Origin of the sequence: Rufibacter psychrotolerans, from assembly GCF_016924645.1 — a bacterium.
GTDB lineage: Bacteria > Bacteroidota > Bacteroidia > Cytophagales > Hymenobacteraceae > Nibribacter > Nibribacter psychrotolerans.
The window spans coordinates 68,672-83,767 of the sequence record NZ_JAFFJV010000025.1 but is presented as its reverse complement, the minus strand read 5'-3'; the positions used below and the strand labels follow the sequence as shown (position 1 = coordinate 83,767).

Sequence of the window (15,096 nt, the reverse complement as noted above, 5' to 3'; positions counted from 1 at the left end):
GGTATCACCGGCTTTTTCCCAAAGAAAATCCATGCCGTCACTGCCCAAGGATTCATCCTTAAGCTTATCCTATTTATCTCCGCCTACTCTCTAACTCAAGTCATCGAGTAAATCGCAACTTGGGTTAGTTAATGCTTTATGACACAACGTGTTGAGATTTACAGGTCTACATGTTATAATTTGTTTTAAGCATTACTTGTAGCCCCTTCGTGTGTCGAAAAAGAATAGTTTAAACACACCCCTCCTCTAGCTCATTGCCATAAGAATCTAAAACGAGGTACTTCCATTTGATATCAAGTTGGTCTTCAAAAAATGGTAGAAAAAGAATGTACTCGCTTTCTACGGACTCCTTCTGTAGTATAGAAGAAGAGACCAATCCCTTGAACATTTCTCTGTACTCCACGGGTGAGTGTACATCTGTTTGACAGGCTGCTATGACTTTCAAAGAACCTTCTGCTTCAAGCATGCTTGTTAAAACCTCTTCTAACTCATTTAAATCATCTACACTGGAGAAATGTAGATCTTGTATATCTGTGGCTTGCCTAAAGATTCCTACTTCTTCATCATGATGTGAAGCTTTAGGCTCAAGCCTATAACCAGTCATTCCAAACTCTGACAATTCCATAGTGCACAGCACATCTTCTAAACCATTCGATATACAATATTCTAATAAGGTTTGCCCATGAGCCTCATAATTGTTTCCATAGAAATAATAAAATGACCAATGGTGTTTACTATTCCCACTCAAGGCAGCCTTCGTAATACCATGAGTTAACGCCATATCAGTAAACTGTTTCCAAAGTAATAAGAAGTCTTTGTAAGTAGGACTTGAACTCATAGTGTAATGTTATAAATTAAAATAGGCTGATTATAGATTGATTACATGATTAAGCTTGGCTTAGGGGCTTCTGGAGATCTCTGATTTAGAATACTAACACTTTCCTAAACTAACGATAGTAGCTCCAAAGCTATTTCCGACATTTTCCTAGCTTCAGTAAGGGTATACCTACTACTATGGGCAGCCTTGTTTCTGGCCTCTGCCAATTGGCGGGCATTGGAAACAAACTCCTTTGAAATCAAATAGGGCTTCTGCACATCATCAGTCAGGTAATCACAAAATTGCGATAGCACCTTATTGCTTCTAGTGCTTGGTCTCTGGAGCTTTTCTAGCACATATAACATTGAGCCGAACTCAATTTGGTGTGGTTCATTAGCAAGGAACCTAGCAAATTTTTCGAACTTCCCATTTTCCTCAATGAAAATTCGTGTCTCTGTTTGTTCCAAAAACTTAGATTTGAACCTAATCTGAAATGGATCAAAATAGTGTTCTTTAAGTGACACCTCCAATGCTTTTCCTAGCAACACTACAGACGAAGAGTAATCATCGCTGTTGGCTTCATTGATTCTATTAAGAGCCTCAATTAAAGCAAACCTAGCCGCTTCAGGAAGGAAAGTATAGTTTGGAAGTCTCTCCCGAAGAATGTCGATTGTATGGAGGTCGGGAGTTAGCGTAAAATTGACAAAGTTAGAGACGGTATTCGCATGCAGAACAAGTTCATTCATCCAGGGTCTGTATTCATCAATCTCCACGTCAAATACTCGGGGCAGTAAGCATTCACCTGCTGCAATGGCTGTTGCATACTCCAATTCACTACATCTTTTTGAAGCAAGTAAGATGGCATAAATGATAGAACCATGGGTAGTTGCGCAGGAAATGATTACAGATTTTTGTTGCTTGCTCAAAAGATTAAACTCATTACAGAAATGAGTCACTAACTCATCAACAGATTTCGCATACTCAGAATCAGGCCCTCCAATCCATTCTTCTACATCCTCTGGGTAAGGTGTCTGAATAAGGTCAGGATATTCCAAGGAACGCTCCTCCAATATTCTTAACATGGCTCCCCACTTTTTAAACTGGTGAATTTTTTCAGGACCTGCACATGCCTTTAAAACTCCGTCTGATAAAATGAACCTCCTAAATTCTTCCTTTGACATTACAGGCGTATCGTTCTCATAGAATTCAATATATGTCGAGAGCAGATTAAAATATCCAAATTTAGAGACATCGATTTCCTCACGCCCCTCTAATTCCAGTACCATGTGCTGCATCAGCCTGTAACTCTCATGGGCAATCACATTCCCATATGGTGTTGTAAGCAAATCGTTATCTACCTGAATAGCATACTTGTCATCTAGGCTTACAATGTGAAATTCTGAGGCGGTAATATTCATAAAAGAAAAAAAGCTTTTTTAAGACACTCCCCAAATCTAAAGAATACAATGCCTTAAGTACAAGCTAACACCCTTTAAACATGCTTTTGCTAATAAGAATGCCTAGGTTTTATTTAGAAGAACTTACAAGTAAGACTGTTGCGGCTATCTAACCCTTTATCTTAAACAGAGGAATTCTTTAATCAAGTTGACTATTATGAAAACAGCTATGGTTAAACTTTTCCAACAGTAGTTTATCAACTGCTGTTAAGTCTACTTCTATATCAGAAAAACATCTATGTACCGCTACTCCATCCATGAAAACCGGATAAACGCCATGGTTCTTGTGAATGGATTCAAAACAAGCCTCGATACTGTCTAGAATATACTTGTTTGAATAAGAACAATCTTTTGTATAGATTTTTAGAGCAGAGTAAAAATTGAAGAAAGCGTTGTAGCTTCTAAGCAATGAAGACTCAGCTAGTAACAAATGCCTTAATCTCTCACCTGGGTCATTTATACCTTTAATATTTTCACTCTCATACAGAAATTGCAAACGGTCCCTTTCCAATTGCAACCCAAGCAGGTATAGGCGTTCGACGCCAATAATAATCCGATTGTTAAGTCTTTGGCACTTATCATATACTTCTCTGTCATGACTGGTTTTAAAGCTATTTATAAGTGCTCTCGCCTCGCGATCGGTAAGAATGGGTTTAAGGTTTTCCTGTCCCTGTTCTATGGCATCTAAAACCGTTCGATGATAGATGTGGAGCGCGGCCCTCTGCTTTGCAGACCCATACATCAGATATTTACTTAAATCTATCTTCTTAGTCATGATCCTTCATGCTTTGCTCTATAGCTTTCAAGCGTTCTTCAAGGTCTGCGACCTCAATGGCTTTCAGAAGAGAATTTAAGATAAATGTTTCTTTCTGAGCTTGGGCTTCCGAGATGCCGCCTCCTTGGTACCTAGTATAGACCCTTAGCAGTAGTCTTTTAACATCTTCAGCAGAAATGATGGCTCCCATAAGTCTGTTATTTTGGTAAGGTTTTGGTCTACTTTTGGTTTTTCCCGATGATGGTTAACTCTGATAATAACTCTCTCACTAGTCGCTCCTCTCTCACCTCCTCTGCGCTATTGAAAACGGGGTCCACCATTTCATCTTTTAGCACATTGGTATATTTCAGGAGTAAGTCTAGAAGCCGGTCTGTGGGGACATTGGAAAAATCCCTCTCCTCTACCTCTTTTCTAAGCTTTGAGAGCACCATGCCCAAGTTTTGAATGCGTCCTTCCCTGAGCAGATGGAACTTCTCATAAAGTGCCTCTAATTCCAATGCTTTCAAGTTGGCCACCTCCTCCTGCAGTTCCTTGCTCCAATCAATAAGAGTTTGTTTGGACTTGCCCAGTTCCCTGGCTATTTTATTAAAGGAATAGCCCTGAGCTCTCAATTCTATGAACCTCTCTTTGGCTTGGGTATTAGTTATCATAACCTAGGGTAGTTTTAACAGCGCTCAAAATAGCCACCTCTGAGAAGTGGCCTACCAGCATTACCAGACCCCTGCAGTAGGCTTCTGCTTCTTTCGGATATTTGAGAACCTCCTCCTCAATTTTTTCCATAAATTCCTCAGCTTCTTGTAAGTGGCCTTGGCAGAAGACCAAGCTAGCACCGGCAATCGCTTCGGCATGGGTATTCCCTCCCACAAACTGAAACCCATACTGCAACAAATATGCGTTCACAATGGGGGCGTCCACCTCTGCCAACTCATCAAGCCACCAGTCTGCTACTTTTCCCTGCTCCAGACAGGCCTTTTTCATAGCTAGCTTAAGTTTTGGTTTTATAGAAGTTATAATAAGCTCTTCCATAGAACATAGCTTTTGAAATGCGTCATTATATTTTGATGTGTATTCTTTTCTCATGATTTCCATCTCTTACAAATGAATTTAAATTCCTGTTAGTTTTATATTTATTGGCCTGTTGGAGCCATTGACAAAGGCATGATATTCCCATCTTAAAAGAAAATCAGCCAGGTCTAACCCAAGTTCTTTCTCAGCATCAGTGGCAATTTTTTCCAAGCAGTCAGACACGTAAAAGGAGGCATTGGCAACTTGCTTTTCTATCTCTTTGGCCTTCGCCCTCCATTTCTCAAATCCATTCAAATCAGGGAATAGAATCACTTTGCGACCTGCTAAAACCTTGCATTGCTCCACAGAGAGGTTAGAGAGACTGCCGACAGCCAACCATGAAAATTCAGGAAGGTAAGCACTCGCTATGATGGCTGTTTTTTCACTCTCCACAAGCGCCACAGGCTTGTTGCTTGAGTTAAGTAAGTGGGTGCCGAAATAACATTGCCTCAGATAATATTTTGCCAATCCCAAGGATTTATGTGCCCAAGTAATATGGGTATAAGGTTCCTTCACCCTCTTCCCAGTTTTAGGATGGTAGAGCATTATCTTTCCAGCCCTTATTTTACCCTCATTATCTATCTGCCAAAATACCGTAGCCCCAGGCCAGTGTTTAGAGGTACCTATATGGTATTTACTTATTAGCTCGTTTACTTTTTCAGCGTCAAATAAACTGACAAGCCACTGCACGAAGTTATTTTGCCCATAATGCGATCGGCTCTTGTTAAATACATCAAACTCCATGAACGAAGTTTCCCGACTGGGCGAAGGTTGCAAGGGCATTCTCCCTCCTGCTATCTGGTTACCTGTAAATCTACCTTTTAAAGCCGCCTTTATCGGTTTGGCATACCCATCAGAATAGGGGTTTAAGTGGTAAGAACAATTAATCTCACGATCACACCTCCCATATCGCTCAGGCAATGGTTTGCCGGTAAAATCATCAATGTATGGCACAAAACACTTTTTGCCACAGCTTGGGCAGACTTGCTTAGCGCTTCCGTTTTGCAGATTGTAGCGAAACTCCATCATCTCTAAGTCGATTGCTGTAACAGTTGTAACACTGGTATAAGGTGTTACAACTGTTACATTGTGTTACAATTTTTTAAAATTCGGCTTACCTTCATATGGGAGATGTTCAACTCCGAACCTATTTCCCGTAGGCTTTTACCTAACTTATATAATTCTAGCACCCTGTCTGTGAGGCTCTCCCAATCTTTGTCTGACATTTGTTTCAGATGATCCCGCTCTGAGCCCAGCCCTACAAATTCGAACATCAAAAAGTTATTAGGCTTACAGATTTGACAAAGCGCTACGCTTTCAGCATCATAGATAGCTTCGGTATTTCTGACTTTAATCTGTTTGATGTAGCGTATTGATTTATCCGAATGACTTTCTCCAATCGTAAAGGCACTGTCACAGAAGTTCATCAGCATTTTACTGCCAGATAAATCATTCCGAGAAATTGGCTTGGTGAAGTCTCTCTTTGGTGTATGAGCCAAGACCAGGATTGAAAGACCATATTTTGTCTTCAATCCCTTCAGGTGCTTCATCAAGAAGAGAGCGTCCTTCGCCTTCTCTGTCTCATTCCTGAGATAAGTAAGGTTGTCTATAATCAGTACCCGAGCTCCTGTTTCAACAACGGCACACTCCAAGGATTCGATGAGGCAATCTTCAAATGTGCCGCTTTCTGGGGGATCAGAGTCAGGGTTAATTTCAATCCTCTTGAAATTATCATTGAATTGATAATGCTGTGAGAAATCTGCAGAATACCTATTCTCAAACTGTTTGTCTGATAACTCAAAGTCAAAGTATAAAATAGATTGGGCTTTGGCTTCTAAGGGAAAACCAACAATTGGAACTCCTTTGCTTATACTGTCTCCTATCTGAACTGCAAGAATTGATTTGCCTAGATTGGTGTCAGCAAACAGAATACAGAGCTCACCCTCAAACCAGAGTTCTCCGAAAAGCTTTTTTGGGATAGGGCGCAACTTTGCTTGGTCTATCCACTCATTCGCAGTTTTTACTGTGAATATGCCTATGTGTTGACTCGCCTCTTTAGCTTGCCTTAGCAGGCTATTAGCTTCAGTAACAAGGGGGTTTGACTCAAATAGAGTGTCATCGAATGCAGGTTGCAGATCACCCATGGCCACACCCCCCTTCTTCAAACTCTTTTATCTTTTGTGAGAGTTGTAAACCTGTGATGTTAGACCGTTTAGCGATATGCTTTAGTCCTTTCTCAGAAAATGTCAGGCAGGGAACAGATTGCAGGAATTGGTTGATTTTGTTATCTTTGCTTTGGTCGAACAAAGATTTTACAGAGGAGCTACTATGCTTAGGCATGGCAAGCTCCTTTCTTTTTTCTGGCACTTCTTGCCAAGGCTAAGTCTATGCCCCCTCTATCTTGTTCGATGGTTTGGGAATCAATCCAAGCAACTAATTCCTTGCGCGAAAAAATGAGACGAGACCCAAACCGTTTATGGGGTATCTCCTTTGCGGAGGTAAGCTTGTAAAGCTTTGACTTGCTAAGTCCGGTTATCTCTATTGCATCATCGAAGGTGCACCGATCCGGAAGCTGCTGTGGGACAGGTTTTTCGTTTAAAGCCCTAAAAATGGCGTCCGTAATTACAGTCTTTAATTGGTCTGGGGTCGTTAGTATAAATTCCATAGCATCAACATGAAATAATTTGATGCTAAACTAGAACAGGTGAAAACTGAAGACCGGTCCAGACCGGTACCTTTTTTATTTATCGTTCTCTATATTTTCCTTAAGCTTCGCCAAATCGGCTTCTGCCGAAGATGAATCATACTTGTAATTCTTCAACTCGTCTATCACAATTTTCAAGTCTTTTACCCTTTGACCGTTTCCAGAACTTAATACTTTTCCAGAGCTTATTCGTGTAGGTGAAGAGTGATATGCATTATACCATTTCAACAACTTTGCTCCGCTAGCATGCCCAAAATGGCGTGCAACCTCATTCGCGTTTCCCTGATTTATCGTTTTCCCTTGATAAATATAAAGCAAACCAATTTGGGCAAGACTAAGTCTCCTCTTTGTGTTGGAGCTAAATAAATTGCTCCTATTTAAGTTTTCAATTTCCTTTATCAGCCAATCCCTAAAGAGGAAATACTTACCGTAAACCTGAGCAGCTACTGACCCAGCGTAATTCCCTTCGCAGAGGTGTGACTTATAGTAGCCATGCTTCAACCTTAAATACTCTTGGACTTTTGGTGCGTCAAATCCATTAGAATGTCCTTTAAATGCCCTTTGGATGGTCTCTATACCTACACTTTCAGCATTATTTATAAATTCATCCAAGGCCGCAAGGGTCTTATAATAAATTTCAATAGAGGGCTTTTTGCCAAACTCTTCGAAAAAACGGACTTGGTACCCTTCACATTCGAATTGAGCATGGAGGTTTTCCATTCTATTCCATGCACTTTCGATCGAATCAGGCGGCAAAATTCTAGAGTATGTTTCCCCAGGTATCATACCTTTATTTTCTTTCGCTTCCTCTTCTGTCGGCACAAATTTTTGACTAACAGAGGCTTTATAAAGGCTACTGGGGCTATCTTTCCCGAAAATCCCTTTATACCTATCATCTAGTGTCTGAATGAAGCTTGCCATGTTAACTAATTAGTTTCAAGCTGATTAGAATTTCGTCAGTAATGCGGCATTCTTAATCCGCTCTTCCTGTTCAAAGGAAGCCAAATAGTTTTCTGTGGTCTTTAGGTCATTATGACCTAGACTTTCCGATATGAAGGCAATGTTTGCCCCTGAGCGCTTAAGTACGCTGGCGTAGCTGTGACGGGCCGTATAGGTGCTTATGGTTCCAATACCTAGCTTCTCCCCTAGCACCTTCATTTTATCATTCATCAGGTGTGTAATGTTCTTAATGATCCGGCGCTCGTCTGTCGGGGATTCGCTACCCTTTAGGAATGGGAATATGAAATCATCTTGCTTGCCGCTTTGGTTTCCCCACCTGCTAATGATGGCCTGCATCTCAGGTGTGATAATGGCATGGATAAGCTTTTTCTTTTTGGCCTTGGCTACAGTTTTCTGCCGGTAAAAACAAATCTCACCATTCCGGATATTGGAGTACTTCAGCTTGCAGATGTCGGTAATATTGGCACCGTTGCAGAGGTAGGAGAAAAACCATAGGTCCCGGCACATCTCCTCATTGTCACTGCTGCACTCATGTTTAACTATCTGCGAAATCTGAGCAATGGTTAGCGCTATGTTCCGGCCTTCATGCTGAGGTATCTCGTACTTACCTTTGCCGAATGGGTGCTGAGTAGCCTTGATGATTCCGGCCTCTTTGGCCTCGTTCATGATTACCTGCAAGGCTCTCATGTACATGGAGATAGTAGTATAACTCTTCTCCTCTTTCAGCAAATATGCTTCATATTTCCGGAGCCAGTCAATGGAAACTTGGGAGAACTTAACCTTATTGCCGGCAAATAGCTCTATACTTCTCAGGGAATACTTGTACCAGTCTGAGGTGCTGACTTTCCCTTTCTCGTTCAAGTCTTCTATCCTAGCATTAAAGGCGGTATTGAGAGTGTCGCTTGTAGCGTTACTTAGGCGTTTGTTAAGGGCCTCAAAACTAAACTGATCCAATTTGATCAAGTCCTTGACCTCGTGCCTGATCTTGTCAGAAAACTTCTGTATTGATTCCCGCACCTCTTTCACCTCTTTCCCTTTAGCAGTTGGTAGGCGTTCCCATTCCTCAGGTGACAACATCTTGCCGGTTGAGTAATAACTGCGCTGGCGCTTGAAAGTGACCCTTACTTTAACAGGGTGCAAACCTTCCTTATTGACCTTTCGGGTTTCAAGTAGGGTGGCTAACGTAACGCCGCTATCAGAGAATTCAAACATCCTTTTAGTCTTCAGGTTTGTGTGCACCTTCTAAAAGGGTCACACAAGGGTACACACAAATATAGCGAATACATGATAACCAAAGAAACTAGATATAAAGAATATAATCAATATAATAGCTCAATATCAACAACTTACAGACTAACAGAAAACTAGTGAAATTAAATGAAAAGGCTATACTTTTGCATGGCATGCAAGAGGTCATCGGTTCGACTCCGATATTCTCCACACTTAAAAAAAGCCCTTACAGACTTGTAAGGGCTTTTTTTGTGCCTCAATTCTGCCTTGCCACCCATCCAGCCTCCAGGCTGCAAAGCCTTTCAATCCAAAATCAGGCGTATGGTTCTCTCGTCTGGCCGGCCAACGTTTTAGGCCTGCTTTCTCCATTTTAAGGGTAAACCAGCCCAAACTTTCAGAAATCTCTCAGCCAAAAGTCTTTCTAAGGAAAACTCCTCCCGGAAAAAATACCCGATTCGACCAGGAACGGGGTATACATGCCATGTGCCAGCAGGTAGAAATATCTAATAATTATACAAGCCAGCAAATACTATATAAATATTTAAGTCTTAATTATAAATATTTATTGCGCATATCATTTTAATAATATATAATTGTAGAGACATATAACAACTATCAATCACTCTCCCATGAAAAAACTTTTATCTGTAATCGCCTTTATCTGCCTTGCTGTAACGGTGAGCAAGGCGCAAAACAAAAATGAGCTGGCAAAAGTTAGAAAAATCAACGGGGTGGAAGCCTACATCCTCTGCGAGCCCCTTCGGGAATACGAGGTGGTGGTAGACGCCGGCACCGGCCTCAAAGCAGAGTCTTTGCTAACCGGGGGCTTGGTGAACAAGACCATCTCTGACCGGGTAGAGCAGTTCATCAGAAAAGTAACCAAAGAAAACGCCCGGGTAGACGCCGTGATCTACAGCGCCGGCAAACGGATTGTGGGCGTGCAGTTCACCGACGAGGGAACGCCCCAGACCAAAGGCTACGGAAAAGTGTCAAAAGTAATGGGGTACCCGGTGTACGTGATGAACGAGCCTACCTTAGACTACACCCCGCTGGGCAGCAAGGCTGGCGGCATTAAGGTGAAGTCCCTGATCACCGGTGGCCTTGTGAACAACTCCATTGAGGAAGATGTACAGCAAATGGTGAAAAAGGTGCAAAGCCGCGCGGCGGACGCCATTGTCTTTGAAGGCGGCAGAGATGCCACCGCCATTCAGTTCAAGAAATAACCGGCACGCGGGCGGGCTCCTCGGGTGTCGCCCACTGCAACGGCCTGGTTCCAAAGCAAGAAAGCCTCCTGTTGGGAGGCTTTCTTGCTTTGGAGTGTGACGGTTACAGCGAAGCGGCTGCCTGCCTGGCTTTTTTGAAGTTCAGCACCGCCGCCAGGTCTAAGGTTACTCCCAGGGTAAACGCGGCGGCGAAGGCATACCGGGTGTTCCTGATCTTCCGGTTACGGTCGTTTACCTCTTGCCTGTACACCCCCATTTTTTGGTCGTACTCCTGCTGTAATCTTGCCAGCACCACAGGATCGTTCTTGGCCACCTCTCTGAAATACATGTACTCAGTGGTAGGGTCGTGCGGTTTCTTGAAAAAGGCAGGAGCCATCAAGTACGATCCCGCACTGACAATGTTCAGCCCGATGCCAAGCAGCAAGAAGGTATCTCCCCTTTTCCTGTAGACCGAGGGGTCTTTCTCCTGCCCCGGCGCGGGTAAGGCCAGGTGAACGCTGGGCTTTGGCGTGGGCTGGTTCGCCAAGGCGAAGGTTGTCTGCGCCACTCCGGCAAACGGAATCATCATGATCATCAAGACGCCTAAAATAGTTCTCATCCCTGTCTCCTTTTCGGCTAAGATAAGGAATACTTGCACACGAAAATCAATCCTGCGCCTGCTGCTGCTTTTGCCGCAGGGAGAGACAAACGGCCTTGCTTCCTGGCCCTTTTTCAGGAATGAGGGCCAAAACAGAAAACCCCTGTTGCCAGCGCAACAGGGGTTTTCTGTCTACTACAAGAGAGACTACACAAACAGGCCTTCTACCGACAGGTAGCGCTCGCCGGTGTCATAGCAGAACGTCAGGATTCTGGCATCGGGCTCCACCTCGCTCAGCTTCTGGGCAACGGCGGCCAACGAGCCTCCGGAGGAAACCCCCACAAAAATGCCTTCTTCCTTGGCGGCCCGACGAGAGTATTCAAAGGCATCCTGCGGAGTTACCTGAATCACGCCGTCCAGCACCGACATGTCCATGATCTTAGGAATGAAGCCCGCGCCCACGCCCTGGATGGGGTGCGGACCCGGCGCGCCGCCGCTCAGCACCGGAGACAGGGTAGGCTCTACGGCGAACACCTTCAGGTTAGGGAACTTCTTTTTCAGGACCTGGCCAACGCCGGTGATGTGCCCCCCGGTACCAACGCCGGTGATGAGGTAATCCACGCCGTCGGGGAAATCCCTCAGAACTTCTTCGGCGGTGGTCTCTATGTGAATGCGGGTGTTGGCCTCGTTGTCAAACTGCATGGGAATCCAGGCGTTCTCGTTCTGGGCGGCCAGTTCATGGGCGCGCTCAATGGCTCCTTTCATGCCTTTCTCGCGCGGGGTCAGCTCCAGGTGGGCGCCGTAAGCGGCCATGAGGCGGCGGCGCTCAATAGACATAGACTCTGGCATGACCAGCGTGATCTCGTAGCCTTTTACAGCAGCCACCATGGCTAACCCTACCCCGGTGTTGCCCGAGGTTGGCTCAATGATATGGCTGTGGGGCTTTAACAGGCCGCGCTGCTCGGCGTCTTCAATCATGGACAGGGCAATACGGTCTTTGATGCTCCCGCCGGGGTTAGCGCGCTCCAGCTTCATCCACACCTGCGCCTGGGCGCCATATAAGCGGTTAATGCGTACCACGGGGGTGTTCCCAATGGTCTGTAAAATGTTGTCTGCTTTCATATCGTAAAGGTTACGTTAGAACAAATACCGCCGCAAGCAACCACCTTGCTGCGGCCGGGTACAAATGTATAATTAATTCACAAAGCCTATAAAGGCGGTAGACTAAATAGAAAAGTCAAGGATATTCTCGGGGGCCTCAGACCGGCTTACCTTGATCTGGGCCCGGTGATACAGCCGTGAATACGGTGGTACGCTCTCCGTGAGCCATACGTTACCCCCAATAATGCTGTGCGAGCCAATGACGGTGTTGCCGCCCAGAATGGTGGCCCCGGCGTAGATGATCACGCGGTCTTCCAGCGTGGGATGCCGCTTCAGGTCCATCATGTGCTTGGAGACACTCAGGGCCCCCAGGGTCACGCCCTGGTACAGCTTCACATACTTGCCAATGTGGGTGGTCTCGCCTATCACAATGCCGGTACCGTGGTCAATGCAGAACGGAAAGTCAATGCGCGCGCCGGGGTGAATGTCAATGCCCGTGCGGCTGTGGGCGTATTCTGTGAGAATGCGGGGCAGCAGCGGCACGCCGGCCTGGTACAGCACGTGCGCAATGCGGTACACGGCAATGCCGTAAAAGCCGGGGTACGAGCGCATCACCTCCTCAATGTGCCGGGCAGCGGGGTCTTCCTCCAGAATAAACTCGGCATCAGCAATCAGCCGCTCGTGCAGCTGCGGCAGCTGGTTCATGAACAGCTCCACGGTTTCGGCGGCCGAGAAACCGCTGATGTGCTGCACGCCCTCCAACAAGGACTCTAACTCCTGCTCCAGAAAGGTGGCTTCCTGGGCCAGGGCCTGAACACTTTTGAACGGCTGCTCTGTGAGGGGCGGAAACAACACCTGCAACAATCTGTTCAGAAACTGGCACAGCAGGCCAGTGGGAATCCGGAACTGGTTCTGCTGGTGCAAACTCCAGAGCCGGTGTAAAAATGATTCTTCCATATCCATCTCCTACGAAAATATAGCGGTGAAGGAAACAAAACCGTTCTCCTTTCCACTAAGACAAAGGTAGACCACGTTTACCCCAGTTGCCACTGCAAGAGGTTTCCTAAAGTATAGTAAACAGATAGATTTAGGGCAGTTTTCCTGAAAACAGGCCCAAAACAGCCGCGCTGGCTGGGGTCACCCGTTTCTGCATCATTTTCCCAAATCTCCGTTTAAACCAGATATGCGTAAGAAGAAGGCTTTCTAGTAACTTCAACGCCTATGGCATTCTGGGATAATCTTTTCGGGCGAAAGCCACCACAACAAGGCAAGCCGCAACTCACGGTGCAGGAGCGGGTGAGTGCGCTCAAGCATTTACCGCCGTTCCTGAAAATGGTATGGCAAACCAATCCGCGTATGGCCTTGATCAACGTGGTGCTGCGTTTGCTAAGGGCGGCGGTGCCCGTGGCGGTACTGTACGTGGGGCAGCTGATCATTGACGAAGTGGTGCGACTCACCCAGGCCGAGGCCAAACTGCTAAGCCACCTGTTCACGCTCATAGGCATTGAGTTTGGCCTGGCCGTGCTCTCTGATTTCCTGAACCGCGGTATTGCCCTGACGGATGGTCTGTTGGGCGATCTGTTCGCGAACCAATCTTCCATCAAGCTCATGGAGCACGCCGCCGAGCTGGACCTGGACCAGTTTGAGGACTCGGCTTTCTACGACAAACTGGAACGCGCCCGCCGCCAGACCCTGAGCCGCACGGTGCTCATGAGCCAGGTGCTGGGCCAGATGCAGGACATCCTGACCATGATCTTCCTGGCTGCCGGCCTCATCGCCTTCTATCCTTGGCTGTTGCTTTTACTGTTGGTAGCCGTTTTACCGGCTTTTCTGGGAGAATCGCACTTTAACGAACGGAGCTATTCCCTGGTCCACGGCTGGACCCCCGAGCGCCGCGAGCTGGATTACCTGCGCCAAACCGGCGCCAGCGACGAGACCGCCAAGGAAGTGAAGATCTTCGGCTTATCCGGTTTCCTGATCGACCGCTTCCGCACCCTGTCAGACAAGTTCTACCATGACAATAAAAAACTCTCCACCCGCCGGGCGTTCTGGGGCAGCGTGTTTGCCGCCCTAGGCAGCGCAGGCTACTACGGAGCGTACGTGTACCTCATTTCCCAAACAGTGCAGGGGCAGGTTTCTTTGGGCCAATTGACGTTTCTCTCCGGCTCCTTTATGCGCCTGCGCGGCTTGCTGGAAGCAGTGTTAAACCGGTTCACCAGCGTGGCCGAGGGTGCCTTATACCTGCAAGACTTCTTTGATTTTTTTGAACTCCAACCGCTCATCCGACGCATCAAAGGTGCTCCGGTTTTCCCGCGTCCCATCCGGCATGGCTTCACGTTTGAGAACGTGGGCTTCCGCTACCGAAACTCCGAGAAATGGGCCATCCGCAACCTGAGTTTCACGCTGCACGCTGGCGAGAAACTAGCTTTAGTAGGCGAAAACGGAGCCGGCAAAACCACCCTGGTGAAGCTCCTCTCCCGCCTCTATGACCCCACCGAGGGCCGCATTCTGCTGGACGGCATTGACCTGCGCGAATACGACCCCGCCGACCTGCGTCGCGAAATTGGCGTGATTTTCCAGGACTTCGTGCGGTTCCAGATGAGCGCGGGCACCAACATCGCCATCGGCCGGATTGAGGAAAAAGAGAACCATCCCCGCATTGAATCCTCAGCCCAGCAAAGCCTCGCCGACACGGTCATCGCCAAACTTCCCGAGGGCTACGACCAGATCATCGGCCGCCGCTTCAACAAAGGCGTGGATTTATCAGGCGGCGAGTGGCAGAAAATTGCGTTAGGCCGGGCCTACATGCGAGATGCCCAGCTCTTGATCCTGGATGAGCCCACCGCCGCCCTGGACGCCCGCGCCGAGCACGAGGTGTTCCAACGCTTCTCTGAGCTCACCCACGGCAAAACCGCCGTCCTCATCTCGCACCGCTTCTCCACCGTTCGTATGGCAGACCGGATTTTGGTCATTGAGAACGGCCAGTTTGTGGAAATGGGCTCACATGAAGAATTGATGGAAAAAGGAGGCAGATACGCAGAACTGTTCCGGCTTCAGGCGAAAGGATATTTGTAGTAGAAGTTCTGAGTCTTGAGTTCTGAGTCTTGAGTTCTGAGTTATGGGTGAGAAGCAAGAAAGACTTTGCCCTGCTGGCGCGAGTCTCCAGACTCGTGCCTATGGATAATGG

16 protein-coding genes, 1 tRNA gene and 1 pseudogene are annotated in these 15,096 nt (G+C 46.5%); 4 read left to right on the top strand and 14 right to left on the bottom strand.

The features are described 5' to 3' along the window. Window positions 1-111, top strand: a pseudogene (locus tag JT718_RS20825) (IS982 family transposase); the annotation flags it as partial. 118 nt (window positions 112-229) lie between these two features. Here JT718_RS20825 and JT718_RS19720 read toward each other — a convergent pair. The 11 genes from JT718_RS19720 to JT718_RS19670 all read right to left on the bottom strand — a co-directional run bounded on the left by JT718_RS19720 (window position 230) and on the right by JT718_RS19670 (window position 8,990). After that, a complete protein-coding gene (locus tag JT718_RS19720; protein ID WP_205504515.1) occupies window positions 230-838 on the bottom strand; it encodes a hypothetical protein in 609 nt (202 codons plus the stop codon). A gap of 104 nt (window positions 839-942) precedes the next feature. After that, window positions 943-2,235, bottom strand: a complete 1,293-nt coding sequence (locus JT718_RS19715) for a hypothetical protein (protein ID WP_205504514.1) — start codon at window positions 2,233-2,235, stop codon at window positions 943-945. Window positions 2,236-2,413: 178 nt separating this feature from the next. After that, entirely contained in the window at window positions 2,414-3,049 is a 636-nt protein-coding gene (locus JT718_RS19710; protein ID WP_205504513.1) for a hypothetical protein, read from the bottom strand. Continuing rightward, window positions 3,042-3,239, bottom strand: coding sequence for a hypothetical protein (locus JT718_RS19705; RefSeq protein ID WP_205504512.1), 198 nt, complete (start codon window positions 3,237-3,239; stop codon window positions 3,042-3,044). Before JT718_RS19705 ends, JT718_RS19710 begins: the two co-directional genes overlap by 8 nt. A 28-nt stretch (window positions 3,240-3,267) precedes the next feature. Further along, complete coding sequence (locus JT718_RS19700; RefSeq protein ID WP_205504511.1) at window positions 3,268-3,699, bottom strand: helix-turn-helix domain-containing protein; 432 nt, start codon at window positions 3,697-3,699, stop codon at window positions 3,268-3,270. Then, on the bottom strand, window positions 3,689-4,138 hold the full coding sequence (locus JT718_RS19695; protein ID WP_205504510.1) for a hypothetical protein: 450 nt from the start codon (window positions 4,136-4,138) through the stop codon (window positions 3,689-3,691). The genes JT718_RS19700 and JT718_RS19695 overlap by 11 nt, the downstream gene beginning before the upstream one ends. 15 nt (window positions 4,139-4,153) lie before the next feature. Then, a complete protein-coding gene (locus JT718_RS19690) occupies window positions 4,154-5,143 on the bottom strand; it encodes a DUF6371 domain-containing protein (protein WP_205504509.1) in 990 nt (329 codons plus the stop codon). 53 nt (window positions 5,144-5,196) lie between these two features. Then, the gene (locus JT718_RS19685; RefSeq protein ID WP_240337192.1) at window positions 5,197-6,279 is read right to left on the bottom strand and encodes an AAA family ATPase; all 1,083 of its coding nucleotides are present in this window, start codon (window positions 6,277-6,279) and stop codon (window positions 5,197-5,199) included. 167 nt (window positions 6,280-6,446) lie between these two features. Further along, window positions 6,447-6,779: a helix-turn-helix domain-containing protein gene (locus JT718_RS19680; RefSeq protein ID WP_205504508.1), complete on the bottom strand. Its 333-nt coding sequence runs from the start codon at window positions 6,777-6,779 to the stop codon at window positions 6,447-6,449. A gap of 75 nt (window positions 6,780-6,854) precedes the next feature. Further along, window positions 6,855-7,739: a hypothetical protein gene (locus JT718_RS19675; protein WP_205504507.1), complete on the bottom strand. Its 885-nt coding sequence runs from the start codon at window positions 7,737-7,739 to the stop codon at window positions 6,855-6,857. A gap of 24 nt (window positions 7,740-7,763) precedes the next feature. Continuing rightward, the gene (locus JT718_RS19670; protein WP_205504506.1) at window positions 7,764-8,990 is read right to left on the bottom strand and encodes a site-specific integrase; all 1,227 of its coding nucleotides are present in this window, start codon (window positions 8,988-8,990) and stop codon (window positions 7,764-7,766) included. A gap of 155 nt (window positions 8,991-9,145) precedes the next feature. Between JT718_RS19670 and JT718_RS19665 the strand changes: the two genes are divergently transcribed. Continuing rightward, a tRNA-Ala gene (locus tag JT718_RS19665) sits at window positions 9,146-9,218 on the top strand. Window positions 9,219-9,637: 419 nt separating this feature from the next. Next, window positions 9,638-10,231: a hypothetical protein gene (locus JT718_RS19660; RefSeq protein WP_205504505.1), complete on the top strand. Its 594-nt coding sequence runs from the start codon at window positions 9,638-9,640 to the stop codon at window positions 10,229-10,231. Between the two features lie 103 nt (window positions 10,232-10,334). On the opposite strand, the gene JT718_RS19655 is transcribed toward JT718_RS19660, so the two are convergent. The 3 genes from JT718_RS19655 to JT718_RS19645 form a co-directional block, all read right to left on the bottom strand. Beyond that, complete coding sequence (locus JT718_RS19655; RefSeq protein ID WP_205504504.1) at window positions 10,335-10,829, bottom strand: hypothetical protein; 495 nt, start codon at window positions 10,827-10,829, stop codon at window positions 10,335-10,337. Window positions 10,830-11,015: 186 nt separating this feature from the next. Further along, window positions 11,016-11,930: a cysteine synthase A gene (cysK, locus tag JT718_RS19650; RefSeq protein WP_205504503.1), complete on the bottom strand. Its 915-nt coding sequence runs from the start codon at window positions 11,928-11,930 to the stop codon at window positions 11,016-11,018. 102 nt (window positions 11,931-12,032) lie between these two features. After that, window positions 12,033-12,866 (bottom strand): serine O-acetyltransferase, encoded by an 834-nt coding sequence (locus tag JT718_RS19645; RefSeq protein ID WP_205504502.1) that lies wholly within the window; start codon window positions 12,864-12,866, stop codon window positions 12,033-12,035. A 264-nt stretch (window positions 12,867-13,130) separates the two neighbouring features. Between JT718_RS19645 and JT718_RS19640 the strand changes: the two genes are divergently transcribed. After that, complete coding sequence (locus tag JT718_RS19640) at window positions 13,131-14,984, top strand: ABC transporter ATP-binding protein (protein ID WP_205504501.1); 1,854 nt, start codon at window positions 13,131-13,133, stop codon at window positions 14,982-14,984. Window positions 14,985-15,096 lie beyond the last annotated feature (112 nt).

What these genes read in the sequence shown, in the direction of transcription:
- JT718_RS19715 (WP_205504514.1), bottom strand. Translation starts at nt 2,235, where the DNA reads ATGAATATTACCGCCTCAGAATTTCACATTGTAAGCCTAGATGACAAG.
- JT718_RS19660 (WP_205504505.1), top strand. Translation starts at nt 9,638, where the DNA reads ATGAAAAAACTTTTATCTGTAATCGCCTTTATCTGCCTTGCTGTAACG.
- JT718_RS19675 (WP_205504507.1), bottom strand. Translation starts at nt 7,739, where the DNA reads ATGGCAAGCTTCATTCAGACACTAGATGATAGGTATAAAGGGATTTTC.
- JT718_RS19710 (WP_205504513.1), bottom strand. Translation starts at nt 3,049, where the DNA reads ATGACTAAGAAGATAGATTTAAGTAAATATCTGATGTATGGGTCTGCA.
- JT718_RS19700 (WP_205504511.1), bottom strand. Translation starts at nt 3,699, where the DNA reads ATGATAACTAATACCCAAGCCAAAGAGAGGTTCATAGAATTGAGAGCT.
- JT718_RS19690 (WP_205504509.1), bottom strand. Translation starts at nt 5,143, where the DNA reads ATGATGGAGTTTCGCTACAATCTGCAAAACGGAAGCGCTAAGCAAGTC.
- JT718_RS19645 (WP_205504502.1), bottom strand. Translation starts at nt 12,866, where the DNA reads ATGGAAGAATCATTTTTACACCGGCTCTGGAGTTTGCACCAGCAGAAC.
- JT718_RS19720 (WP_205504515.1), bottom strand. Translation starts at nt 838, where the DNA reads ATGAGTTCAAGTCCTACTTACAAAGACTTCTTATTACTTTGGAAACAG.
- JT718_RS19695 (WP_205504510.1), bottom strand. Translation starts at nt 4,138, where the DNA reads ATGGAAATCATGAGAAAAGAATACACATCAAAATATAATGACGCATTT.
- JT718_RS19705 (WP_205504512.1), bottom strand. Translation starts at nt 3,239, where the DNA reads ATGGGAGCCATCATTTCTGCTGAAGATGTTAAAAGACTACTGCTAAGG.
- JT718_RS19680 (WP_205504508.1), bottom strand. Translation starts at nt 6,779, where the DNA reads ATGGAATTTATACTAACGACCCCAGACCAATTAAAGACTGTAATTACG.
- JT718_RS19655 (WP_205504504.1), bottom strand. Translation starts at nt 10,829, where the DNA reads ATGAGAACTATTTTAGGCGTCTTGATGATCATGATGATTCCGTTTGCC.
- cysK (WP_205504503.1), bottom strand. Translation starts at nt 11,930, where the DNA reads ATGAAAGCAGACAACATTTTACAGACCATTGGGAACACCCCCGTGGTA.
- JT718_RS19670 (WP_205504506.1), bottom strand. Translation starts at nt 8,990, where the DNA reads ATGTTTGAATTCTCTGATAGCGGCGTTACGTTAGCCACCCTACTTGAA.
- JT718_RS19640 (WP_205504501.1), top strand. Translation starts at nt 13,131, where the DNA reads ATGGCATTCTGGGATAATCTTTTCGGGCGAAAGCCACCACAACAAGGC.